Here is a 21,600-nt window from a genome sequence, read left to right as displayed (position 1 = left end):
GGTGATCGATGGCCGGCCGCACAGGAGCATCGCCCGGTCGTCCCCGCGCCAGCGGGGTCGCCGCCGAGGATCCTCGTGAGGAGATCATCCAGGTCGCGACCAGACTGTTCGCGGAGCGCGGGTACGAGCGCACGAGCATGACGATGCTGGCCGAGGCGTGCGGGATGAAGCAGTCCTCGCTCTACTACTGGTTCGCGAACAAGCGCGAGGTGCTGCGGGCGACCGCCGCCTCGAACCGCCAGTCGGTCGGCGCCGCGGAGGCCCTCGGTCCGATCGAGGCCGACGTCCCCGCGAAGCTCTACCGCGTCCTCTACGAGGACGGTGTCGCGATCTGCGAGGCGCCCTTCGACTACAACGAGATCGAGCGGCTCGCGGCGGAGCATCCCGACGACCTCGCGTCGTTCTGGGACGACTACCGCACGCTGTTCACGTTCATCGCCGGACTCATCCGAGACGGCGTCGAGCAGGGTACCCTCGTGCTCGGAGGAAGCGAGACGCCGGAGTGGGCTGCGGCCGCCGCGCTCCACGCCAACGAGGGCATGCAGAAGGCCTTCCGCTACGGCTCCGGCGACATCGCCGCCCAGTACCCGCCGGTCGAGGCCGCCGAGGGTGCGAGCGAGGCGGACCGCATCAGGGCCTTCGCGCGGCGCACCGCCTCCGCCACCCTCCACAGCCTGTTGGTCGACCGCGCAGCGCTCGCCGACGTCGAGCGGGCTGCGCTCCACCTCGACCTCGCCGGGGAGTGAGCCGCTACTTCGTCTCGTTCGGGTGGCTCGTGTGCACCTGCTCCAGATAGACGGTGCGTCCGTCGACGTAGTACCAGATACGCGCCGTCCCCTTCGCGGTCGGCTTGTGTTGCCAGCGTTCGTGCGTCTGCCCAGCTCGGGTGATGACGCCGAGATCGCCCATGAGTCGGTAATTCGTGAGCGTGGTGTCCAACGGTGTCGAGGTGAGGAAGTCCCAGGTGTCGGCCATGGAGTTCCGAATGGTGGCGACGAGGTCTTGCCACCCGCGGCTGGCCTCGGCGGTCGCGAAGCGTATCTCGTACTGGATCTTCTTCGGCGGGCGCGGAACCAGCGCTCCTCTCTTGGATGCCGCCACGGTCAGGGGCGCTCCACCGGCCCGACCTCGTCGGTCTCGAGCCACACGAGATCGACCGCGCCGAGGCCCGCAGCCAAGGCCGTGGCCGTCTCCTTCCAGGAGGTCAGCCGGGTGATCGCCAGGTGCGGCTGATCGGTCGCGATCGACGCGCGGGCTGCGTCGACCAGGTCTTGCGCGCACGTAGCCCGGTCCGCGTTCGAGAGCGCGAGCATCCAGGGGAACGCCCGGGACATCCGCTCAGCGAGTGTGCCGGTGTCGTCGAGGGTCACGGTGATGAGCTGTGCAGCGAAGTCCAGGAGGTGCGCGCGGGCTTCGGCCTCACGCTGTGACATGAGGACCAGTGGCTCGCCGTCACGTCGGGTCACCGTGACTGGGTGATCGTCGGCCTCGGCGAAGACCTCGGCCGAGTGCTTGCTCAGATCGGAAGAACGGCGGCTGAGTGTCGGGAGGTAGGTCGAAGCGCTCATCCACTCATGGTATTCGGAATGTGTTCGGAAGTCTATGGGGAAGCGACGTAACGAACACGAAACGGATTCGATACTGCATTGAAACCGACCGTCACGACAATTAGATGACCTATTGAAAATGCGGTCGTCCGTTTCGGATCCCGCGCGAACCCTGGAGGTCCGGATGGACACGGCTGCAATCGCGGGCAACACGGCATGGCTCCTGACGGCGGTGGTGGCCGTGGCGCTCATGCTGCCCGGCCTGGCGATGTTCTATGGCGGCATGGTCAGTCGTCGCATCACCATGAACATGATGATGATGATCTTCGCGTCGTTCTGTCTCGTCGGGATCCTCTGGGTCGCGTTCGGCTACTCGATGGTCTTCGGCGACAGCCTCGGCGGCCTCGGGCTCGTCGGCGACCCCACCGAGTACCCGGGCCTCGGTCAGTTGCTCGCCGCCCCTGAGGGGAGCGCGCTGCCGCCGCTGGCGCTCGCCGCGCTCCACCTGATGTTCGCCGGTCTCACGATCGGGATCGTCGCCGGAGCGGCCGCCGGTCGGATGAAGTTCAGCGCGTGGATGGTCTTCGCCGGTGTCTGGTCGACGCTCGTCTACTTCCCGGTCGCGCACTGGGTCTTCGCCTTCGACTCCGCCGACGGCAGCGTGCAGGGCGGGTGGCTCGCCAACACGATCGGCTCGATCGACTACGCCGGCAGCACCGCGATCCACGTCAACTCCGGGGTCGCCGCCCTCGCCCTCGCCATCGTCCTGGGCAAGCGGAACGGCTTCCCGTCGCAGCCCAAAGCGCACAGCCTCCCGCTCACGCTCCTCGGCGCCGGCCTGCTCTTCGTCGGCTGGATCGGCTTCGACGGCAGCGCCCTCGGTGCCGCCGACAACAACGCCGCCGTCGCCGTGTTCAACACCGTCGCCGCGACCTGCGCGGGCGTCATCGTCTGGCTCGTCGTCGAGAAGCTGCGCGACGGTCACCCCACCACCCTCGGTGCCTGCTCGGGCGCGATCGCCGCACTCGTCGCCATCACGCCCTCCTGCGGTGCGGTCACCCCGCTCGGCTCCCTCGCGATCGGTGCCGCCGCGGCGGTCGTCTGCTACTTCGCGGTGAGCCTCAAGGTCCGTCTCGGCTTCGACGACGCCCTCGACGTCACCGCACTGCACTTCGTCGGCGGTGTCGTCGGTGGCCTCCTCATCGGTGTCCTCGCCGTCCCGCTCGCGCCGAGCGGTGGAGAGGGGCTCCTCGCTGGTGGCGGCTTCCTGCTCCTGGGCAAGCAGGCGCTCGCGATCGTAGCCGTCTTCGTCTACACGTTCTCCATCACCTGGGTGCTCGCGAAGGTGCTCGACAAGACGATGGGCATCCGTGTCCCGGCCGAGACGGAGGCGCAGGGCCTCGACGTCGTCCTCCACGCCGAGAACGCCTACGAGATCAGCACGCACGAAGCGCTCGCCCCGCGTGGGCACGCCGAACCGACGGTCCCGGCCGTCGTCGACTAGGACCGGCACCGAGGGGGAACGGCGCTGACGGCGCCGCAGAACACCACCGGGGTAGGGGGTCCGCGATACCCCAGGGTGATGCTGCGGCGCCGTCCGCTTCGTAGCGTCGGAGCATGGACGTCATCAACGAGCTCATCCTCAACGCAGTGACCTCACCGTGGCTGTACGTGGTGATGTTCGCGACCGCCGTCATCGACGGGTTCTTCCCGCCGATCCCGAGCGAGACGGTGCTCGTCGCCGCGGCGGCCGTCGCGGTCTCGACCGGCGGATCGAACCTCCTGCTCCTCTGCGCCGTCGCGGCCGTGGGCGCGGCGATCGGCGACAACATCGCCTACTTCATCGGCCGCGGGGTCGGCACGACGCGCTTCGCGTGGATGCGGCGTCCCCGGATCGCGGCGGCTTTCGATCGGGTAGGGCGGACGCTCGGGCGTCGAGGCGCCCCGCTGATCCTCGGGGCGCGGTACATCCCGGTCGGCCGCGTCGTCGTCAACATGTCCGCCGGTGCCCTCCGATACCCGTGGCGACGGTTCCTGCCGCTCAGTGTCATCGGGGGAGTGACCTGGGCCGCCTACAGCGCGATCATCGGCGTCGTCGCCGGCAAGCTCTTCGAGGACCAGCCGTTCCTCAGCTCCGTGCTCGGTGTGGGCGTCGCGCTCGTCCTCGGTCTGGTCGTCGACCGGGTCGCAGCCGTCCGTCGTCGTCGCCGTGAGCGGTCCGATGCGGCCAGCGACGGGACGCCGGCCGGGTCAGACACCGAGGAACACCCGCCGGCCCTGGCGCTGATGGGACAATGACCCTCATGGATCGGACGGCGCGCGGCACCTCCCGCCGCACCGTCGGACGCTTCGTCCTCGCGGGCGTCGGCGTCGTCCTGCTGAGCGTCCTCGTTCCGATCCAGAGCCTCCTCTACGGCACCGTGCTCCCGGCGTCGTTCCTCCTCGGAGCCGCGGTCTGCGGCGCGCCGCTCCTGGCCGTCGTGCTCCCGCGCGTCGCGATCGTGCTGTTCTCCGCTGCTGCCTTCGTGCTCCCGCTGGTCGCCTCGCCCGACCACGGCCCGGTCTGGCCCTGGCCGTGGTCGGTGCCCGCGCTCATCGCCTTCGCCGTGTTCGTCGGCGTCGTCACCTTCCTCCACGGCTGGCTGCTGGGACTCATCCCGCTGCTCGTCGGCATCGCGGGCTCGCTCGTCGCGGCACTCATCCTCCCGTCCGCCGCCGACGCGACCGCCATGGCCGCGGACCTCATCGTCGCGTCCTCCGTTGCGGGGGTGGCGTACCTCGTGGCTCTGCTCATCTCCGGGCGGGTGCGGTTGGGAGAGGAGCTGACTCGTGAGCGCGAGACCTCGGCCGCTGAGCAGTCCCGGCGCGTGCTCGTCGAGGAGCGCACCCGGATCGCCCGCGAGCTCCACGACGTGGTCGCGCACAGCATGTCCGTGATCCAGGTGCAGGCCTCGACGGCGAAGTACCGCGTGCCCGGCCTCGCCGAGGATGCCGCAGCGGAGTTCGACGACATCGCCGCCACCGCTCGGGGCTCGCTCGTCGAGATGCGGCGTCTGCTCGGGGTGCTGCGCACCGAGGACCAGATCGCGGAACTCGCGCCGCAACAGGGCCTGGACGACCTTCCGGCACTCGCCGACGGCCTGCGCCGCGTGGGTGCCGACATCACCCTCTCGATGGACCGCGGCGACGAGGGCGCGCTGCCCGTCCCTCCGACCGTGCAGATCGCCGCGTTCCGCATCGTGCAGGAGGCGATGAGCAACGCCGTCCGACACGCGCCGGGCGCGCCCATCGTCGTCGATGTCCGAGTCGATACGACCGCGGTACAGCTGCGCGTCCACAACGGTCCTGCGCAGAGTACGGGGGAGCACGGCGCCGGACACGGCCTCCGCGGCATGCTCGAACGCGCCGCCCTCCTCGACGGCACCCTCGACGCCGGCCCCGACGGCGCAGGCGGTTGGCTCGTGACGGCCGTGCTGCCCACCGGGGAACCGACCTCGACGCCATCCCGCCCCCGATCCAGCTCGACGAAGGACCGCCAGTGACCATCGACGTCCTCATCGCCGACGACCAGGCCATGGTCCGAGCCGGGTTCGCCGCGCTCCTCGACGCCCACGACGGGATCCGGGTGACAGGGCAGGCCGCGAACGGTGCCGAAGCGGTCACGCTGTCGGCGCGACTCGACCCTGACGTCATCCTCATGGACGTCCGCATGCCCGAGCTCGACGGCATCGAGGCGGCGAAGCGCATCCTCGGCCCGGGCTACCCGGCGGCGAAGGTGCCTCGCATCATCATGCTCACCACCTTCGACATCGACGACTACGTCTACGACGCCCTACAGGCCGGGGCGAGCGGCTTCCTCCTCAAGGACGCGCTGCCCGAGGACCTCGTGCACGCCGTCCGGGTGGTGGCGGCCGGTGATGCACTGCTGGCACCCAGCGTCACCCGGCGGATGATCGCCCAGTTCGCCGCGCAGAAGCCCCGTGCCTCGCATGGTGCCGCGCGGCTGGCGGAGCTCACCGAGCGCGAGCGCGAGGTGCTCGTCCTCATCGGCCAGGGGCGGTCGAACAGCGAGATCGCCGCGACCCTGTTCATCGCGGAGCAGACCGTGAAGACCCACGTCGGCAAAGTGCTCGCCAAGGTCGGCGCGCGCGACCGCGTGCAGGCCGTGATCTTCGCCTACGACACCGGACTCGTCGCCCCGTCCTGACCCGGACTCCGCGCGTCGACACCTCACCCCTGGGTACGGGGCGCGACGACACCGCCGGGTGATGTGCCCTCGGGTACCGCGTTCGTAACCTCCTCGGACACCACCGAGGAGGACCGACATGGCCATCACCCACGCAGTACGGATCGACGCCGGAACGGATCGCAACACGACCGATCGCACCCGGGGCGAACGCGACCGCGGCATCGACCTCGTGCGTGCCTGCTGCATCGTCGGGGTCGTCGTCCTGCACGCGATGATGGTCGGCGTGACGGTGACCGCCACCGGTCCCGTGTTCGAGAACGCGAGTGACGGCACCGCCTGGATCGCCCCGCTCAGTTGGGCTCTGCAGGTCATGCCGCTCTTCTTCGTCATCGGCGGGTTCGCCGGCCTGCTTGCGTACCGACGCCACCGGTCACACGGTGCACCGGCCTCGGCGTTCGTCGCCGCGCGACTCCATCGCCTGTTGCTCCCCGCGGTCGTCACCATCGGCTGTGTGGGAGTAGCCCTCGCGATGCTGACCCTGGCCGGTGTCCCCGCCGACCTCGTCGCCATGGCCGGCTTCCGGTTCGGCCAGCCACTCTGGTTCCTCGGCGTCTTCCTGCTTTGCCAGGCACTGCTGCCTGCGCTCGCCGCCGCCCGCGAGCGCGCACCGCTCCGGTCGATCGCGTCGCTCGCCTCTGCGGCCGTGCTGGTCGACGTCCTGCGTGCGGCCACTGGTGTCGACGCCCTCGGATGCATCAACCTCGTCCTCGTCTGGACCGCGCTCCAGCAACTCGGGTTCTTCCTGGCCGACGGCTCGATCAGCGCGCTCAGTCGACGTGTCCGGTCGCTCGCCGGTGTCGGGGCGGTCGTCGTCCTCGTCGTCACCTGGTGGACCGGCGTCTACTCGAGTGACCTCATCGCGAACATCAACCCGCCCACCGCGGCGCTGCTCCTCGTCGGCGTCGCCCACACGGCACTGCTGTCGCTCGTCCGCGAGCGACTCGCTCGGCTGAGCGCGCATCGCCGGGTCGCGTTCGTCACCGACTTCGTCACCCGTCGCGCCATGACGATCTACCTCTGGCACATGCCGGTGCTCCTCGCCATGGCCGGTGCGTCCGCCGTGTTCGCGCTGACGACCGGCGTCGCCCTCCCCGCGCCGGACAGCCTCGGGTGGTGGCTCGGGAGACCTCTCTGGCTGGGGGTGGCACTGACACTGACCGCGCTGGTCGCGACGGTGTTCGCCCGCGTCGAGGCGGTTCCGACGCCGATGGCGACGCACTCGCGCGGCCGGATCACGGTCGCCGTCCTCCTCGGGCTGGCTGCTGTGGTGCTCCTCCTCGTGGCCGGCGCCTCGGTGACCAGCGCGACGCTCGCCGTACTGTCGATCCTCGCCGCGCTGCGCGTATCGCGGTCGTCCTCGCGATCGGAGCGACCGACGATCCGTCTGCTGCGCTCCGATGCGACAGGTGCGGAGGTCGTCGGAGCGTCCGGCGCATAGGGTGGGCCCATGGAGTTCTGGACCGTGGCGCTCGTCGTCGGTGTCGCATTCGTGGTGCTGTCCGTGCTCGCGCTCGTGCTGAACCATCTTCGGCAGCAACGTGACGCCCGTCGCCGACAGGAACAGCACGGTGACGCGGCAGCGCGGCACGCCGGCGGACGTCGGTCGCAGCGCGATCGCGTCTCCAAGCCGGGCTCGACGAACCACCAGCAGACGCCCGACAGCTGGTGACGGCGGCGGCGTCGCTTCACTGACCGCAGAGGCCGGCGCGGATCGTCGCGGCCAGCGCCGAGCGCCGACGGTCGTGGACATCGGGTGCGTCTGTGGACGTGGCGACGACCGTCATGGACGCCTGCGCCCATGTCGCCGCGGTCGAGATGAGCAGCGCCCAGACGTCGGCGGCGTCGAGGTCGGCGCGGATCGATCCCGCTCGCTGCTCGGCCTCGATGTCCCGGAGGTGGCGGAGGTCGTGGTCCTCGAGGCCGCTGTAGAGGTACCCGGTGGTCTCGCGCTCGAGCCGCTTCCACATGACGAGGCGGGCGAGCGCGGGATCGGCGAGGTAGTCGTCGTACAGTCGCGCCGCGTACTCGGGGAGCTCGGCCGCCGTGAACGGCACGCGATCGCCGTTGGCGATGACATGCGCGTCGAAGACGGCGTCGAACAGTCGGTCCTTGGCGCCGTAATAGGCGTAGATCATCGGCTTGCTCATGCCTGAGCGCTGGGCGATTCGATCCACCCGTGCACCGGCGATGCCGTGGGTGGCGAACTCCTCGGTCGCGGCGTCGAGGATGCGTTGACGAGTCTGTTCTGCGGTGTTCATCGCTCGAGTGTATCGATGCTACCAACTAGTAGGTAGTATCGACGGCATGCGCACAATCGCCCTCATGTCCACCGCCGCCCCCCGGTCGCTCCAGCAGACCGTCATCGAACGTCGCGAGCTCCGACCGGACGACGTCGATGTCCGCGTCACGCACTGCGGTGTCTGTCACAGCGACCTGCACGCGCTCGCGTCCGCGGGTCCGGAGGCGGGACTCGTGCCCGGTCATGAGTTCGTCGGCGAAGTCGTCGCCGTCGGTTCGGACGTGACGTCCTTCGCGCCCGGCGACGCCGTCGCTGTCGGCAACATCGTGGACTCGTGCGGAACCTGCACGATGTGTCTGCGCGACCAGGAGAACTTCTGCGTGGAGTTCCCGACGCTCACGTACGCCGGCCGTGACCGCGTCGACGGCAGTACGACGCTCGGCGGGTACTCCGGGCGCTACGTCGTGCGCGACAGCTTCGTCTACCACCGCCCGACCTCCCTCGACCCGGCCGGCGTCGCACCCCTGATGTGTGCCGGCATCACCGTCTGGGAGCCACTCCGCACCAACGACGTCGGGGAGGGGACGCGACTCGGCGTCGTCGGCCTCGGCGGCCTCGGACACCTCGCCGTCCGGCTCGGTCATGCGCTCGGTGCCGAAGTCACCGTCTTCACCACGTCAGAGGGCAAGGCGACCGACGCGCTGCGGCTCGGGGCGTCCCGAGTGGTGGTCTCGACCGATGCCGACGCCATGGCTGCGGCGGCCGGCAGCCTCGACCTCGTCATCGACACGGCCTCGGTTAGGCACGACCTCGCGCCGTACCTCCATGTCCTCGACCTCGACGGGACGCTCTGCTCGCTCGGCTACCTCGGCCCGATCGACATCCAGACCATGGACCTGCTCCTCGGCCGGAAGCGTCTGACGTCGGCCGGGAGCGGTGGTCGCCGGTGGACGCAGGACCTCCTCGACTTCTGCGGCACCCACGGCGTGACGGCGGACGTCGAGGTGGTCCCGGCAGCCGACGTGGACGTCGCGCTCGATCGCCTGGCCCGCAACGACGTCCGGTACCGTTTCGTGCTGGACCTCGCCGACATCGATGCCGAGCTCGCCTGACGATCAGGAGTGCGTCGTCTGTCGTCCCATCACGCCGTCGAAGAACGCCGCGAGCTCCGCGGTGGCCGTGAGCGGGAGCACATGGGCGACGTACTGGTCCGGCCGCACGACGACGACGGCACCCGCTCGGTCGACGCCGCGCTCGGCGAAGATGTCGACGTCGGGATGGCAGGCGTAGACCTTCTCGTAGTCGACGAGGTCGAAGGGGCCGACGCGCGGCAGGAACACCGGCGGAACGGTGCCGAGGTCGATGTCGGTGTGGCGCTGCTGGTAGACGATCTTCACGTCGAACCAGTCGTCGGCCCGCACGCCGTCGGGCACCGCGCGGAGCGGTGACTCCGGTGCGTCCTGCAGCCAGGCGGCGAGCTCCGCCGATCGGCCAGACGCTGGCGAAGGGGCATCCGCGAAGACGTAGATCCGCCAGCGTCCGTCGGCCGTCGCGTGGTGTCCGAGATGGACGTGGTTCGCGTCCGCGACACGGGAGGTGAGGGCGGACTTGAACCGCTTGCCGATCGGGAAGCCGCTCGCGAGGTGCTGGTGGGTCGCCTCGCCGACGATCGCCGACGGGCCGTACTCGGTCATGAAGCCGGCCGGGAACTCCGCCGTCCGCACATAGAAGTCGGCGAGCTCGGAGGGGTCGTCGAACTCCTCCGGCCGCTTGGCCATGAGGCTCGACCACTCGCGGTCGAAGTCGATGAGCTCCCGGGCGACGACCTGACGCTCGGCCGAGTACGTCGCCAGCAGGCTCTCCGGGCTCCGGTCCTCGAGCACGTGACCGAGCTTCCATGCCAGGTTGAAGCCGTCCTGCATCGACACGTTCATCCCCTGCCCGGCCTTCGCGCTGTGGGTGTGGCAGGCGTCGCCGGTGATGAAGACACGCGGCGTGCGCGAGCCGAGTTCGTCGATCGGGACGTCGTCGAAGCGGTCCGTCAGGCGATGGCCGACCTCGTAGACGCTGTGCCAGGCGACATGCTTCACGTCGAGCCGGTAGGGACTCAGGATCGTGTTCGCGTGGTCGATGATCTGCTCGATCGAGGTCGACCGCACGGCTTCGCTGCCGCCGGACGGCACCTCGCCGAGATCGACGTACATGCGGAAGAGGTGTCCACCCTCCCGGGGGATGAGCAGGATGCTGCCGCCGGAACCCGACTGGATGGCGCACTTCGTGCGGATGTCGGGGAAGTCGGTGACGGCGAGGGCGTCCATGACCCCCCACGCGTGGTTCGCCTGGTCACCGGCCAAGGTGCACCCGATCGCCTGGCGGACGGCACTCCGGGCGCCGTCGGCTCCGATGACGTACTTCGCGCGGACGGTCCTGGTCGCGCCGGAGGACTCGTCGCTCGTGTCCAGCAGCGTGACCGCGACGGGGTACTCCGCATCGTCGTCGATCTCGAGTCCCTGGAACGCCCACCCGTAGTCGGGGCGCATCCGGGTGGGGGCGTTCGTCATGTACTCGGCGAAGTAGTCGAGCACGCGGGCCTGGTTCACGATGAGGTGCGGGTACTCGCTGACGCCGGTGGTGTCGTCGAGTGGTCGGGCGCCGCGGACGATCCGACCCGGGTCGTCGGCGTCGGGCTGCCAGAACGCCATCTCGGTGATGCGATAGGCCTCGGCGGTGATGCGCTCGGCGAAGCCGAAGGCGTCGAAGGTCTCGACACTGCGGGCCTGGATGCCGTCCGCCTGGCCGATGGCGAGGCGTCCCGGTCGGCGCTCGACGATACGGGTGGTGATGGAGGGGAATTGGGACAGCTGGGCGGCCGCGATCATGCCCGCCGGCCCGCTGCCGACGATGAGGACGTCCATCTCGTCCGGGAGCTCGTCGGGTCGATCGACCCCGACGCCCGCTGCAGGCAGCACCCGCGGATCCCCGGAGACATAGCCGTGGTGGTGGAACTGCATCGATTCCTCACTTCATCGTCAAGAATTCGATAATGGAACAGGCTGTTCGCTTATCGCACGGCAGACACTACCCTGCACCGGCGCACGGTGGAAGACCGTTCGCCGGTGCAGGTGCAGCTCGAGTCGCGGGAGCTCAGTCCTTCGTCGCCCAGGTGCCGAGGTCCTTGACCTCGATGACCGTGGGCAGGGCGTCCTTGTCGCCGAGGAAGGCTTGGCAGGCGACGAGCGGGGCGTCGGGGGACACCCCCGCCGTGGCATTACCGTCCGGGGTGCAGTCGAACTGGCCCAGGACCTTGATGGGCTGGTAGCTGCCCGTGCCGCTGAGCTTCCACTCGTCCGTCGTCGGCACCGGGAGGGCGGATCGGTCGGCGTCCTTGATGTCGCCGTCCGTCAGCGTGACCGAATAGGTGACGAAGTACGGAGTCTTCCCCTCATCCGACGGGCTCGACTGGACACCCATGTCGGCGAGGTCGCTGAGCTTCCCCTCCCGGACGTCGTCGATGGCGAACGACATCTCGACGCCGGTCCCGACCTCGACCGCCACGCCCGTGCCGAGAGCCAGGGCGTCGTCGGGTGCCTGCTGCAGACTCGAGCAGCCCGTCAGGGCGATCCCGACGGTTGCGGAGACGAGTGCGGCGAGTGCGAGGGTGCGGTTCTTCCGGATCATGTCATCGACGGTATCGGGGATGGGTGCTCGAGGCCCACGGGGACAACTCCCCATCCGTCGGGAAGGCGGGCAAGGGGCCAGTCCAGTGACCCGGTCGGTCGAGGGTGGTGGGGAGCAGAGCCACTTCGTCACCTCGGGCCGCGTTGAGCTGCATCTGGGTGAGGAACAGGGCGTCCGAGAGGTCGGCCCCGTCGAGTCGTGCACCGCGGAGATCGGCACCGAGCAGGTCCACGCCCGCCAGGTCCGCTCCGCGGAGGTCTGCGCCGATCAGGACCGCACCGCGCAGGTCGGCTCCGCACAGCCGCCGAGCGCGCAGGTCGCGGCCGGCGAGGTCCGCCGAGGAGCGGAGGTCGTCGTCCGGCGCGGTGTCGGCCAGGTACCCGCCCCGCGCCTCCTCGCTGACGTCGATCAGCAGGTGCCGGACCTCGGCGCGGAGGGAATCGACGTCGCAGGCGAGCACCTCGGAGGTGCCACCGTCGAGCGTCCGCTGGATCCCGGTACGGAGCCGGCTGATGTGCGCCATCAGGTCTGACGCGGTCGTCCGCTCGGCGGCTCCGACGAGGTACCAGCGCATCTCCTGCAGCTGGCGCACCACGGAGAACGTGGCGAACATCTCGGCGCTCGTGTCGGGGCGTTCCCGCCAGCTCGTGCCGCCGAAGAGCTCCTGCGAGACGAGTTGGCCCGCGCCGAAGCAGTCGAAGACGGTGCACCCGCGGAATCCTCTCGGACGCAGGGATTCGTGGATGGTGCAGGAGAAGTCGTCCGCCAGATTGTGGCAGGGCGTGCCTGCCGGTTTGTCGATCGGGAAGTCGGTCGATCGTTGGAACCCGAAGGCGGTGCAGCAGAGCGCGAAGCAGTCAGCGCAGTTCGCGCGAAGCGCCGAGCGGCCGTCGGAGGGGGTGGAAGAAGCGTCGATGGAGGTCATGCGTGGGTGTTCTTTCCGGAGTGGTTTCGAGTGGAGGCCGGGGTGCAGGGGAACTCCGCAGGGAGCTCCCGTTCCGGGCGCACGAAATCACCGCCCCTCGTGGGAGGAGCGAACGGGTGTCGCTGAAAGGCCTCTGGGTCACAGAGCGGAAGAACGGTTCACTGCTCTCAGGCTACCCCGCCCGGTTGTGCACGTGCCAGGCTGCGACGCAGTCCTGCATCGGCAGGCCGACGGCGAGGTAGACGGTGCGATCGTGCGCGGACCGGGCGATCCGCTCACCCCGGAGCACCAGGCTGATCGGTGTGGTCGGTCGCTGCAGGATCGGCTCGACGAGGGCTGGGTCGTCGGCGTAGCGGGTCGCACCCGCCAGGGTCTCCTCGGGAAGCTCGCGTTTGCCGGGTTCGTCCATGCCGAGCACCGTGATGTGCTCGCAGGCCGCGAGCGCCGCGGCTTCGGCGACCGGCCGGCGTCCCCAGGTCGCGGTCATCGCCGAGGTCGCCGTCGTCAACGCCTGCTCGACCGTCGCCGCGACCGTCGAGCCCTCGCCCAGCTCGGCCCGCAGTGACTCGGCTCGGGCGGCATCCGGGTCGTGGATCCGGAATCCGACCGAGGGGCGTCGACGCTGCAGGGCTCGCGCGAAGGTCGCCCCTTGGACGCCGGCTCCGATGATCGCCACCGGTCCCGGTGTCGCGGCTGCGGTCAGGTGGTCGTGGACGTACGCGGCACTGAGCGCGGTTCGTTGTGCCGTGAGCCAGCCGCTGTCCATGATCGACAACAGGGCGCCGTCGGGCAGGCGGTGGAGCAGGATGGTCCCGTGCACGGCCTCGCGTGCGGTCGGGTTCTTCGCATGGACCTTCACCGTGTAGGCCGGGATGCCCTCGTGGCGACCGGGCACGAGGACCATGGCCGTGAGGTTGTCGTTGATCGGGACGCGGATGCGTTGCGGCGCACCCTCGCCCGTGTACGAGCGGAGTGCTGCACCGAGTTCCTCGGTGAGCTGCTCGACGTCCACAGCGGCGCGGACCTGTTCCCGGTCCAGGACCTGCGGTGATGTCATACGTCCACTCCAGCACAGCCACGGGAGCCGGTCCAATCCCGCGCATTCGCGGTGATGGTGGTACAGGCCCGGAGCGGCCGTGTCGGCGGTACCTTCTAGCGTGTCTCCGTGAAGATCCTCCTGCTGTCCCGCCAACCGGGCGCCATGGCGCCGTTCCTCGCCGAGTCGACCGATGCGGCGGGTCGTCGGCTGCGACTCGGGTACGTCGACGACGCGCAGGTGGCGTTCGCCGAGGCTCCCTTCGTCCGCGCCGAGCGCGAGTCGGTGGAGGCCCTCGGCCACGAGGTCGTCCGGGTCACCGTCCGCGAGACCGCGCCTGCCGACCTCGACCGCACGCTGGCGGACCTGGACGCGGTCTACGTCGCGAGTGGAAGCACCTTCGCCCTGCTCGAGGCGTTGCGGAGCTCCGGGAACGACACGGTGATCACCAGGCACGTGCGGGCGGGCCTGCCGTACATCGGTGCCAGCGCCGGATCGATCATCGCCGGACCGGACGCCACCCCAGCCTCGCTCCTGGACGACCCTGCCGACGGCCCGACACTCACCGGCTTCGCCGGGCTCGCGCTGGTCGACCGAACGGTGATCCCGCACGCCGACGGCCAGTTGCCGCCGTACCCGCCGGAGCTCATCAGCCGGACGCTGGAGCAGTATGCCGACGACTACCCGCTGGTCCCGCTCCGCGACGATCAGGCCCTGCTGATCGACGGCGCGACGGCGACGGTGATCCCGTCGAGTCCGTGAGGGTATCGCGCGGCGTCGGATCGGGATGCTCGATCGGGTTGTCTTGAGAACTCAAGCATTCTAAAATGACGTGGTGGAGTACACCTGGGACATTCGACTCTGGCCCGATGTCGAGAAGCAGATCCTTGCTTTAGCCGAGCTCGATCCTGATCTCTGCGACCAGATCACCGCCCGTATCGACATGCTGTCCGAATATGGCCCGTCGCTGGGACGTCCCATCGTGGATCGGATCACAGGCAGCACGATCCACAAGATGGAGGAGCTTCAAGCGCGGCGACTGGAGAGGCTGGTATCCGCCGGCGATCAAGACCGCAGAACAGCGATTTCGTGAATGGCAGAAGGGTGATGACGATGAGTGAGAAGCCAGTGAGTTGGGGGAGCGCGCGCGCGAAGTTGGGCCGAGATCCGGAGCGCGTCGCAGCCGCTTGCCACGCCGCCGAGGCAGAAGTGCTCGCTTATCAACTGGTCACGCTGCGGAAGGAAGCTGATCTGACGCAGACGGAGCTCAGTAAGACGATGGGCGTATCGCAGCGTCGCGTGTCGGCCATCGAACACGGGCAGCTTGAGTCGTTCGAACTCGACACCATCAGGAAGTACGTCGCCGCGTTGGGCGGTCAGGTCCGGGTTGTCGCCGACTTCGGGGATCGCAGCGTCACCCTTGCGAGTTGACCTTCTCGCAGGCCTGTGATCGCATCGAGCAGATGAGTAAGCGTCCATTGGTGCTCTCGGGCGGTCCTGCGGTCGGGAAGTCGACCTGCGGCAGGCGCCTGGCCGACGAGCGTGAACGAGCGGCGTTCATCGATGCCGACGACGTTCGACAGCTGATCGTCGCCGGTGACGCGACGCTCTGGAGCGGTCCTGAGGGGCGAGCACAGCACCTGCTCGCGGTCCGGAACGCCGCGGCGCTCGCTCGCAATCTCGGTGACGCCGGCTTCGACGTGGTCATCGCGGATGTCGTGCCGGCCGACGCGCTCGCGGCCTATCGTTCCGAACTCCCCGACTGCCTCGTGGTCCAGCTCGCACTCCCGGTGGAGGAGGCGCGAGCACGTGCCGCGACGCGCCCCGCGTATCTGACGGACGCCGAGTTCGATCTGCTGCACGACCTGCTCGCGTCGCCGCCGGAGGTCGACGTCGTCCTGGACGTCTCCGGCTTCACGATCGACCGACAGCTCGAGGCGATCCGCGGCGTGTGGTCGGTGTCCCGCTGATCCCGCCGGGGGTTCAGTCCCGGATGAGCTGGTTCAGTGCGGCCCAGCCGAGCGTGGGCGGTGATGCGGGAGCCGCATCGGGCGCCTCGAGCATCGCCGTCGCCCACTGCTGCGCGAGGCTGTAGGCGGCTTCCGCGATCGACGAACCCGCGCTGATACGACTCGCTCCGGCTCTCGCGAGCTCGCTGATCGACAGTGTGCCCGGGCCGAAGGCGACGTTGAGCGGCAGGGTCGTCGCATCGGCGAGCCGCTCGATCGTGTCGGCTCGGAGGGCGCCGAGCACGAAGATCCCGCTCGCGCCGGCCCGTGCATACGCGGCGGCTCGCGTGACCGTCTCGTCGAACCAGCGGTCGCTTCCGATGTCGCCGAGTCGATGCGTGTCGATGCGGGCGTTGATGAAGAGCGGGACCCCCGCGTCGGCAGCGGCGGACCGCGCTGCCGCGATCCGTCGTTCCTGTTCCTCGATCGGGCGCAACGAGTCCTCGAGGTTCACCCCGGAGACGCCCGCGTCGATGCAGGAGGCGATCGTGGTGGCGACCTCGTCCGGTGTCTCCCCGTAGCCGCCCTCGATGTCCGCGGTGACCGGGACGGACACCGACGATGCGATCCGTCGCACGGTATCGAGTGCGACGTCGCGGGTCAGCTCGTTCCCGTCGCGGTGCCCGAGTGACCAGGCGACCCCGGCACTCGTCGTCGCGATGGCGCGGGCGCCGGACGCCAGGACGGCGCGGGCGGAGGCGACGTCCCAGGCGTTCGGCAGGATCAGCGGGTCTCCGGGGACGTGCATCGCCTGCAGGGCGAGCGCGCGTTCGAGCGGTGTGGTCATCAGGCAAGTCCAGCACATCTCGCCTGGCCGTTCGACCGCGTGGGTGGCTGAGACCCAAGGGGTCAGCGGACGGAAGGCGTGAGGGCTGAGCTCAAGCGGGACATCGGGATCGCGCCGGGGAACGGCTCGCGCTTCGGCTCCCAGCCCGGTTCGGCGAGACGACGCTCGGTGACGTTCGTCGTCTGCCCGTCCCAGATCCTTGTGAGGACATTGCCGGTGCGCCGGCTCAACATCGTGATGATCAGGTTGAGCGGCGAGATCGGGACGGGCATCTCGACGTCGAGCAGGATGCAGAGCCGACCCGAGTACAAGAACTTTGGATCGTGGTTCACGAACCACCCGCCCCCGGCGATCCGCAGGTAGGTCTCGCCGATGTATCGCGTGGCACCGTCGTTGAAATCGGTGTCCTGCTCCTGCGCGAAGGCGTGGCGGTCCGGCCAACGGTGGAGGATGAGCCGCTCGAGGGAGACGAGCGAGTCCCGCGAGTAATCGGTGACGACCTCGCGCGGTGTGAGGAAGTCCTCGAATCGTGCGAGGCGCGGGTGCATGATCTCCAGCCACTCGATCAGCAGCTTGTCCTGCTCCGGTGCGTGTGGTTGCTCGCCGGTCTCGGTGCGTCCGTCGTCGTTCATCCCTCGAACGTACGCGGTGGGCGACGGCCGGGGAATGGGGACATCTCCCCTCGGTGTGGTTGGCTGGGCCACACCTGATTGAATGCGTCACCCTAGGAGGTAGCCGTGCGTGTCTTCGGAGTCTTTGCCCTCGTGCTCGCCGCCGTCGGCCTCGTGGTCGCCTCGCTGGTCGTGATCGGCAACCCGGATCTGGCCGCACCCGGTCCTCAGCTCCTGCCGTACCAGGCGTACGACTCCTGGCGCTTCACCCTCGGCCTCCTGCTGTGGGGTGCGGGTGTCTGGCTTGCGGTCGGCATCCTCGCGGTGTCGCGTCAGCCGGGGCTCGCCTGGCTCGTCCTGCTGGCGTTCGTCCCGCTGCTCGTGGTCGACCTGATCGGCGGCGGCCTGATGCCGAGCTTCGTCCTGGCGCTCCTCGCGGTCGTCGTCCTCGGGCTCGTCGTCCCGGTGATCGTCGGGGTCGTCGGCGTCGCGATCGGCGGGGCGGTCCGCCGTCGGAAGCTGCGGACAGCGCCGACGGCCTGAACCGCTCGGCCGGCGCCTCCGCTACCGCGCACCCTCGAAGGTCTGGGTGCCGAGGACGGCGAGGAGCTTGAGCTTGCCTGCGGCCTCGGTGTGCGGTGCGGCCGTGAGGACGAGGAGTGCCTGCGACTGGTCCTCAGTGAACAGGGCCTGACAGTCCAGCTCGATGGGGCCGATCTCTGGGTGGATGAGCACCTTGTGGTCCTCGAAGCGCCGCCCGACCTCGTGCGTCGCCCACAGCCGCCGGAACTCCTCACTGTGCCCGGTGAGTGCCTCGACGATCTCGCCCGCCGGTGACTGCGCCCCCAGCGAGCCGTAGGCCGCACGCAGCGACGCGACCTGCGCTCGGCTCTGCCTGTCCCGGTCATCGGCGGGGTATCGCTCGCGTTCCTCCTGGCACACGAACCAGCGGTAGATCGCGCTGCGCTCCAGGCCCCGGTACCGGCTCGCATCCCCGAATAGCGCCCGGGCAGGATCGTTCTGGACGAGCGTCTCGCCGAGCGCCGACAGGATGAGCGCTGGTGCGTCGGTGAGTCGGTCGAGGACGCGCAGGAGTGCCGGCGCGACGTAGTCGGTCGCTGCGAGACGGGTCGGTGCGTTGTGTCCGGCGATCCGGTACAGGTAGTCGCGTTCCTCGGCACTCAGCCGGAGGGCGCGGGCGAGTGAACCCAGCATCTGGGTGCTCGGCTGTGGACCCCGCTGCTGCTCGAGCCGCGCGTAGTAGTCGGTCGACATCGCTGCGAGCTGCGCGACCTCCTCGCGTCGGAGCCCCGCCGTCCGTCGCCGAGATCCGCTGCTCAGACCGACGTCCGCGGGCTGCAACGTCGACCGGTGTCGGAGGAGGAAGTCGGCGAGCGCTTGGCGATCCATCCCGCCAGTATCCGCCTCCGCGGCCAGGCGATCCAGGGATCGCGGATCCATGGATGGCCGGACCCTGGTGCGGCCGTCGTCGCCGACGGAGACTCGATGCATGCAGATCACCGGAAACACCGTCTTCATCCCCGGCGCGACGAGCGGCATCGGCCTCGTTCTCGCACGACGCCTCCACGCAGCCGGCAACACCGTCATCATCGGCGGGCGACGCACCGAACTCCTCGAGTCGATCGCAGCCGACGAGCCCGGCCTCCACACCGTGCGGATCGACACGGCCGACCCCGCGAGCATCGAAGCCGCGGCGACGCAGGTCATCGCGGAGCACCCGGAGCTGAACGTGCTCATCACGATGGCCGGCGTCATGCGCGGGGAGGACTGGACCGGTTCCGACTTCGTCGCGACCGCTGAGGAGATCATCACGACGAACGTCCTCGGGCCCATCCGGCTCATCGGTGCGTTCATCGAGCAGCTCTGCAGTCGACCGGACGCGACGATCATGACCGTCTCGTCCGGGCTCGCCTTCACCCCGCTGCGGGTGACGCCGACCTACAACGCGAGCAAGGCTGCTATCCACATGCTGAGCGAGTCCATCCGCCTCCAGCTGGCGGACATGGGCGTCCGCGTCGTCGAGCTCGTCCCGCCGGCCGTCCGCACCTCGCTCATGCCCGGCCAGGAGGAGAGTGACTTCGCGATGCCCCTCGACGCGTTCGTCGACGAGGTCATGGGCCTCATCGAGTCGCAGCCCGACGCCACCGAGATCCAGGTCGAGAACGTCAAGTTCCTCCGCTACGCCGAGGTGCGCGGCGAGTACGACCAGACGGTCGCGATGCTCAACCGCCTCGACCCGCACTAGGCGGACTCAGTCGCCCGGATCTGCACGATCTCCGCCTGATTCCGTGCAGATCCGGGCGACTCCGCGCGCCCGGAGCCCGCCAGATGGCGGTGTGATGTGCGGAATTCGGGCACGTTCGGCGGGTGAGGTGGGTCGCCGCGAGCAGCAGACTGGGGACACCGTCATCCGCTGTGGACAGAGGAGTTCATCATGACCGCGACCGTCAACCACCCACCCTTCGATCCCGAGCTCGCCGCGGTCCTCGCCGCCGTCGGTGATCTGATGCCCTCGACCCTCACCGCCGACATGATCCCGATGCTGCGCCAGGCGTCGCCGGTCTCACTCCCCGTAGACGAGATGCTCGCCGACGCCGGGGTCGTGCGCCGCGATGTGACCATCGCCGGGTACGAGGGTGCCGAGATCTCCGTGTCCGTGCTCGCGCGAGCGGGCAAGACCGGCACCGGGCCAGGCGTGTTCCACACCCACGGTGGCGGGATGGTCATGGGCGACCGTTTCGTGGGACTCGGCCAGTTCCTGCCGTGGATCGTCGAACTCGACGCCACCGTCGTGACCGTCGAGTACCGACTCGCGCCCGAGTTCCCCGATCCGTATCCCGTCGAGGACTGCTACGCCGCACTCGTCTGGACGGCGGAGCATGCGCAGGAACTCGGCATCGATCCAGCTCGGTTCATCATCGCCGGAGCGAGTGCCGGTGGAGGGCTCGCCGCTGGTGTCGCGCTTCTGGCCCGCGACCGGAGCGGCCCGGAGCTCGCCGGCCAGGTCCTCATCTACCCGATGCTCGACGACCGCGACGCCACCGTCTCGACCGCCCAGATCGACGGCGTCGGCGTCTGGGACCGGGGCAGCAACATCACCGGCTGGACCGCACTGCTCGGCGACCGTGTCGGTGGCGAGGACGTCTCCATCTATGCCGCCCCGGCACGCGCAACCGATCTGACCGGCCTGCCACCCGCCTTCATCGACTGCGGCAGTGCAGAGGTCTTCCGTGACGAGGACGTCACCTATGCGACGTCGCTCTGGCAGGCCGGTGTCCAAGCCGAGCTCCACGTGTGGCCGGGTGGGTTCCACGGGTTCGACATGCTCGCGCCGCACGCCGAACTCGCTCGGGCCATGACCGCGGCTCGGAACGCCTGGGTCGCTCGCCTGCTCGCGCCCTGAGGTCATCGCCTGTGACGGCCCGGTTCCCTATGCTGGGTCGTCACAGGCACATCGGAGTGACGCCATGCAGGAACTCGTCGGCCGCCTCACCGCTTTGGATCCCGAGGCGAGTGAAGGCCTGAAGGTCATCGCCTATTTCGACGCGCTCGTCGCGGGCGGGGTGAACACCGAAGCGCTTGCCCGCGGCGCAGCCGTTCTGACCGGGGTACCCGCAGGAGTGCGTAGCCCGGAGGCCGCCGTCCGCGTCGATCCTGCCGGCCACCGCCTGCCCGTCGGCCCCTCGGACTGGCCGACGCGCACGGTCGCCGGTGACGGGTCCGTCTGGTTGGAACGCGTCGGAGCCGCCCACGCCAACGACGCGATCGTGCTCGAGCGGTTCGCGCTCGCCGTGGCCCTGCTGCGGTCGCGGCGTCACCCGCAGGCGGACTCGTCGGTGCAGATCCTGCTCGATGCCGACCGTTCCGAATCGGAACGATCGCAGGCCGCCGAACGACTGTCCCTCTCCGGCTCCGCCCTGCGGGCGGTCGCGACGGCGCCGTCGGTGCACCCACCGGGTGGTCCGTCGGCCCTCGTGGTCGGCGCTGGTGGGATGCTGCGGGCGACGATCGTCAGTGGGCCGGACGGGGCGGCAGGTCTGTCGGATGTCGACGGCGTCGCCGGGATCGGACGCGCGGGCGTCGCGACCCAGCTGGTGCGATCATGGGCGGAGGCGCAGCAGGCGATCACCCTGACGGACGCCGCCCACCGGGTCGTCGACATCGCCGACCTCGGCGTTCTCGCCGACGCCGTCCGGGAGTTGGCCGCCACCGCCGCTCGGTCTCCGGACGTCTCGGCGCTCGCCGCACTCGACAACCGTGCCGCACGGGTACTCGACGCGCTGGTGCGAGGCGACAGCGTGCGGTCCGCTGCGCAGGAACTCGGCATCCACCACTCGACGTTGCAGGGTAAGCACGAGCACTTCGCCCGGATCCTGGGATACGACCCTCGCGAGCCAGTCGGACGGGCGCGCTACGAACTCGCCTCGCTGTTGCTCAGATCCATGGGGCGTTGAGTCGCCCGGTTCTGCACGGAATCCGGCGACATCCGTGCAGAATC

General features: G+C 69.5%; 26 protein-coding genes. 16 read left to right on the top strand and 10 right to left on the bottom strand.

Annotation, left to right across the window (positions count from 1 at the left end):
* Window positions 1-8: 8 nt before the first annotated feature.
* Complete coding sequence (locus BIU99_RS11895; RefSeq protein WP_071261395.1) at window positions 9-746, top strand: TetR/AcrR family transcriptional regulator; 738 nt, start codon at window positions 9-11, stop codon at window positions 744-746.
* 4 nt (window positions 747-750) lie between these two features.
* On the opposite strand, the gene BIU99_RS11890 is transcribed toward BIU99_RS11895, so the two are convergent.
* Window positions 751-1,101 carry a hypothetical protein gene (locus BIU99_RS11890; RefSeq protein WP_064295824.1) on the bottom strand — a complete coding sequence of 117 codons (351 nt, stop codon included), beginning with the start codon at window positions 1,099-1,101 and terminating at the stop codon, window positions 751-753.
* Window positions 1,102-1,103: 2 nt separating this feature from the next.
* Window positions 1,104-1,568, bottom strand: coding sequence for a type II toxin-antitoxin system Phd/YefM family antitoxin (locus BIU99_RS11885; RefSeq protein ID WP_064295825.1), 465 nt, complete (start codon window positions 1,566-1,568; stop codon window positions 1,104-1,106).
* Window positions 1,569-1,731: 163 nt separating this feature from the next.
* Here BIU99_RS11885 and BIU99_RS11880 point away from each other — a divergent pair, with 163 nt between their 5' ends.
* The 6 genes from BIU99_RS11880 (at window position 1,732) to BIU99_RS11855 (ending at window position 7,465) form a co-directional block, all read left to right on the top strand.
* The gene (locus BIU99_RS11880) at window positions 1,732-3,051 is read left to right on the top strand and encodes an ammonium transporter (protein ID WP_071261394.1); all 1,320 of its coding nucleotides are present in this window, start codon (window positions 1,732-1,734) and stop codon (window positions 3,049-3,051) included.
* A 113-nt stretch (window positions 3,052-3,164) separates the two neighbouring features.
* Window positions 3,165-3,845, top strand: a complete 681-nt coding sequence (locus tag BIU99_RS11875) for a DedA family protein (protein WP_071261393.1) — start codon at window positions 3,165-3,167, stop codon at window positions 3,843-3,845.
* A 5-nt stretch (window positions 3,846-3,850) separates the two neighbouring features.
* Complete coding sequence (locus BIU99_RS11870) at window positions 3,851-5,089, top strand: sensor histidine kinase (RefSeq protein WP_254773614.1); 1,239 nt, start codon at window positions 3,851-3,853, stop codon at window positions 5,087-5,089.
* A complete protein-coding gene (locus tag BIU99_RS11865; protein ID WP_064295829.1) occupies window positions 5,086-5,754 on the top strand; it encodes a response regulator transcription factor in 669 nt (222 codons plus the stop codon). Before BIU99_RS11870 ends, BIU99_RS11865 begins: the two co-directional genes overlap by 4 nt.
* A 118-nt stretch (window positions 5,755-5,872) precedes the next feature.
* Window positions 5,873-7,234, top strand: a complete 1,362-nt coding sequence (locus BIU99_RS11860; protein ID WP_083397319.1) for an acyltransferase — start codon at window positions 5,873-5,875, stop codon at window positions 7,232-7,234.
* 9 nt (window positions 7,235-7,243) lie between these two features.
* Complete coding sequence (locus BIU99_RS11855; protein ID WP_071261391.1) at window positions 7,244-7,465, top strand: hypothetical protein; 222 nt, start codon at window positions 7,244-7,246, stop codon at window positions 7,463-7,465.
* Between the two features lie 16 nt (window positions 7,466-7,481).
* On the opposite strand, the gene BIU99_RS11850 is transcribed toward BIU99_RS11855, so the two are convergent.
* Window positions 7,482-8,054, bottom strand: coding sequence for a TetR family transcriptional regulator (locus BIU99_RS11850; protein WP_071261390.1), 573 nt, complete (start codon window positions 8,052-8,054; stop codon window positions 7,482-7,484).
* 46 nt (window positions 8,055-8,100) lie between these two features.
* Here BIU99_RS11850 and BIU99_RS11845 point away from each other — a divergent pair, with 46 nt between their 5' ends.
* A complete protein-coding gene (locus tag BIU99_RS11845; RefSeq protein WP_071261389.1) occupies window positions 8,101-9,147 on the top strand; it encodes an NAD(P)-dependent alcohol dehydrogenase in 1,047 nt (348 codons plus the stop codon).
* A 3-nt stretch (window positions 9,148-9,150) separates the two neighbouring features.
* Here BIU99_RS11845 and BIU99_RS11840 read toward each other — a convergent pair whose 3' ends face one another.
* The 4 genes from BIU99_RS11840 to BIU99_RS11825 all read right to left on the bottom strand — a co-directional run bounded on the left by BIU99_RS11840 (window position 9,151) and on the right by BIU99_RS11825 (window position 13,695).
* Complete coding sequence (locus BIU99_RS11840; RefSeq protein ID WP_071261387.1) at window positions 9,151-11,046, bottom strand: FAD-binding monooxygenase; 1,896 nt, start codon at window positions 11,044-11,046, stop codon at window positions 9,151-9,153.
* Between the two features lie 133 nt (window positions 11,047-11,179).
* Window positions 11,180-11,713: a hypothetical protein gene (locus tag BIU99_RS11835; RefSeq protein WP_071261385.1), complete on the bottom strand. Its 534-nt coding sequence runs from the start codon at window positions 11,711-11,713 to the stop codon at window positions 11,180-11,182.
* Window position 11,714: 1 nt separating this feature from the next.
* Window positions 11,715-12,638, bottom strand: a complete 924-nt coding sequence (locus BIU99_RS11830) for a pentapeptide repeat-containing protein (protein WP_071261384.1) — start codon at window positions 12,636-12,638, stop codon at window positions 11,715-11,717.
* Between the two features lie 172 nt (window positions 12,639-12,810).
* Window positions 12,811-13,695, bottom strand: coding sequence for a hypothetical protein (locus tag BIU99_RS11825; RefSeq protein WP_071261383.1), 885 nt, complete (start codon window positions 13,693-13,695; stop codon window positions 12,811-12,813).
* A gap of 108 nt (window positions 13,696-13,803) precedes the next feature.
* Here BIU99_RS11825 and BIU99_RS11820 point away from each other — a divergent pair, with 108 nt between their 5' ends.
* The 4 genes from BIU99_RS11820 to BIU99_RS11805 all read left to right on the top strand — a co-directional run bounded on the left by BIU99_RS11820 (window position 13,804) and on the right by BIU99_RS11805 (window position 15,644).
* Window positions 13,804-14,436 carry a Type 1 glutamine amidotransferase-like domain-containing protein gene (locus tag BIU99_RS11820; RefSeq protein ID WP_217634993.1) on the top strand — a complete coding sequence of 211 codons (633 nt, stop codon included), beginning with the start codon at window positions 13,804-13,806 and terminating at the stop codon, window positions 14,434-14,436.
* Window positions 14,437-14,509: 73 nt separating this feature from the next.
* Entirely contained in the window at window positions 14,510-14,767 is a 258-nt protein-coding gene (locus BIU99_RS11815; protein ID WP_071261382.1) for a type II toxin-antitoxin system RelE/ParE family toxin, read from the top strand.
* A gap of 20 nt (window positions 14,768-14,787) precedes the next feature.
* A complete protein-coding gene (locus tag BIU99_RS11810; RefSeq protein ID WP_071261515.1) occupies window positions 14,788-15,105 on the top strand; it encodes a helix-turn-helix domain-containing protein in 318 nt (105 codons plus the stop codon).
* A 32-nt stretch (window positions 15,106-15,137) separates the two neighbouring features.
* Window positions 15,138-15,644, top strand: coding sequence for a hypothetical protein (locus BIU99_RS11805; RefSeq protein ID WP_139205422.1), 507 nt, complete (start codon window positions 15,138-15,140; stop codon window positions 15,642-15,644).
* Between the two features lie 13 nt (window positions 15,645-15,657).
* On the opposite strand, the gene BIU99_RS11800 is transcribed toward BIU99_RS11805, so the two are convergent.
* Both BIU99_RS11800 and BIU99_RS11795 read right to left on the bottom strand, forming a co-directional pair.
* A complete protein-coding gene (locus tag BIU99_RS11800) occupies window positions 15,658-16,470 on the bottom strand; it encodes an isocitrate lyase/phosphoenolpyruvate mutase family protein (RefSeq protein ID WP_071261378.1) in 813 nt (270 codons plus the stop codon).
* Between the two features lie 62 nt (window positions 16,471-16,532).
* Entirely contained in the window at window positions 16,533-17,102 is a 570-nt protein-coding gene (locus BIU99_RS11795) for a hypothetical protein (RefSeq protein WP_071261377.1), read from the bottom strand.
* Window positions 17,103-17,207: 105 nt separating this feature from the next.
* Here BIU99_RS11795 and BIU99_RS11790 point away from each other — a divergent pair, with 105 nt between their 5' ends.
* Window positions 17,208-17,624, top strand: coding sequence for a hypothetical protein (locus BIU99_RS11790; protein WP_071261375.1), 417 nt, complete (start codon window positions 17,208-17,210; stop codon window positions 17,622-17,624).
* A gap of 21 nt (window positions 17,625-17,645) precedes the next feature.
* On the opposite strand, the gene BIU99_RS11785 is transcribed toward BIU99_RS11790, so the two are convergent.
* A complete protein-coding gene (locus BIU99_RS11785; protein ID WP_071261374.1) occupies window positions 17,646-18,491 on the bottom strand; it encodes a helix-turn-helix transcriptional regulator in 846 nt (281 codons plus the stop codon).
* A gap of 100 nt (window positions 18,492-18,591) precedes the next feature.
* Here BIU99_RS11785 and BIU99_RS11780 point away from each other — a divergent pair, with 100 nt between their 5' ends.
* The 3 genes from BIU99_RS11780 (at window position 18,592) to BIU99_RS11770 (ending at window position 21,556) form a co-directional block, all read left to right on the top strand.
* A complete protein-coding gene (locus tag BIU99_RS11780) occupies window positions 18,592-19,347 on the top strand; it encodes an SDR family oxidoreductase (protein WP_071261373.1) in 756 nt (251 codons plus the stop codon).
* Between the two features lie 189 nt (window positions 19,348-19,536).
* Entirely contained in the window at window positions 19,537-20,505 is a 969-nt protein-coding gene (locus tag BIU99_RS11775; protein ID WP_064295841.1) for an alpha/beta hydrolase, read from the top strand.
* A 64-nt stretch (window positions 20,506-20,569) separates the two neighbouring features.
* Window positions 20,570-21,556, top strand: a complete 987-nt coding sequence (locus BIU99_RS11770; protein ID WP_071261372.1) for a helix-turn-helix domain-containing protein — start codon at window positions 20,570-20,572, stop codon at window positions 21,554-21,556.
* The last annotated feature ends 44 nt before the right edge of the window (window positions 21,557-21,600 follow it).

It is taken from the genome of Plantibacter sp. MMLR14_011 (genome assembly GCF_001865025.1).
Taxonomy (GTDB): Bacteria; Actinomycetota; Actinomycetes; order Actinomycetales; family Microbacteriaceae; genus Plantibacter; species Plantibacter flavus_A.
This window is presented reverse-complemented; position numbering and strand designations above follow the sequence as displayed.

Bases quoted from the DNA above. Each gene is read 5' to 3' on its own strand.
- BIU99_RS11895 (WP_071261395.1), top strand. From the start codon at position 9: ATGGCCGGCCGCACAGGAGCATCGCCCGGTCGTCCCCGCGCCAGCGGG.
- BIU99_RS11885 (WP_064295825.1), bottom strand. From the start codon at position 1,568: ATGAGCGCTTCGACCTACCTCCCGACACTCAGCCGCCGTTCTTCCGAT.
- BIU99_RS11880 (WP_071261394.1), top strand. From the start codon at position 1,732: ATGGACACGGCTGCAATCGCGGGCAACACGGCATGGCTCCTGACGGCG.
- BIU99_RS11875 (WP_071261393.1), top strand. From the start codon at position 3,165: ATGGACGTCATCAACGAGCTCATCCTCAACGCAGTGACCTCACCGTGG.
- BIU99_RS11870 (WP_254773614.1), top strand. From the start codon at position 3,851: ATGGATCGGACGGCGCGCGGCACCTCCCGCCGCACCGTCGGACGCTTC.
- BIU99_RS11860 (WP_083397319.1), top strand. From the start codon at position 5,873: ATGGCCATCACCCACGCAGTACGGATCGACGCCGGAACGGATCGCAAC.
- BIU99_RS11855 (WP_071261391.1), top strand. From the start codon at position 7,244: ATGGAGTTCTGGACCGTGGCGCTCGTCGTCGGTGTCGCATTCGTGGTG.
- BIU99_RS11850 (WP_071261390.1), bottom strand. From the start codon at position 8,054: ATGAACACCGCAGAACAGACTCGTCAACGCATCCTCGACGCCGCGACC.
- BIU99_RS11845 (WP_071261389.1), top strand. From the start codon at position 8,101: ATGCGCACAATCGCCCTCATGTCCACCGCCGCCCCCCGGTCGCTCCAG.
- BIU99_RS11840 (WP_071261387.1), bottom strand. From the start codon at position 11,046: ATGCAGTTCCACCACCACGGCTATGTCTCCGGGGATCCGCGGGTGCTG.
- BIU99_RS11835 (WP_071261385.1), bottom strand. From the start codon at position 11,713: ATGATCCGGAAGAACCGCACCCTCGCACTCGCCGCACTCGTCTCCGCA.
- BIU99_RS11830 (WP_071261384.1), bottom strand. From the start codon at position 12,638: ATGACCTCCATCGACGCTTCTTCCACCCCCTCCGACGGCCGCTCGGCG.
- BIU99_RS11825 (WP_071261383.1), bottom strand. From the start codon at position 13,695: ATGACATCACCGCAGGTCCTGGACCGGGAACAGGTCCGCGCCGCTGTG.
- BIU99_RS11810 (WP_071261515.1), top strand. From the start codon at position 14,788: ATGAGTGAGAAGCCAGTGAGTTGGGGGAGCGCGCGCGCGAAGTTGGGC.
- BIU99_RS11805 (WP_139205422.1), top strand. From the start codon at position 15,138: ATGAGTAAGCGTCCATTGGTGCTCTCGGGCGGTCCTGCGGTCGGGAAG.
- BIU99_RS11800 (WP_071261378.1), bottom strand. From the start codon at position 16,470: ATGACCACACCGCTCGAACGCGCGCTCGCCCTGCAGGCGATGCACGTC.
- BIU99_RS11795 (WP_071261377.1), bottom strand. From the start codon at position 17,102: ATGAACGACGACGGACGCACCGAGACCGGCGAGCAACCACACGCACCG.
- BIU99_RS11785 (WP_071261374.1), bottom strand. From the start codon at position 18,491: ATGGATCGCCAAGCGCTCGCCGACTTCCTCCTCCGACACCGGTCGACG.
- BIU99_RS11780 (WP_071261373.1), top strand. From the start codon at position 18,592: ATGCAGATCACCGGAAACACCGTCTTCATCCCCGGCGCGACGAGCGGC.
- BIU99_RS11775 (WP_064295841.1), top strand. From the start codon at position 19,537: ATGACCGCGACCGTCAACCACCCACCCTTCGATCCCGAGCTCGCCGCG.
- BIU99_RS11770 (WP_071261372.1), top strand. From the start codon at position 20,570: ATGCAGGAACTCGTCGGCCGCCTCACCGCTTTGGATCCCGAGGCGAGT.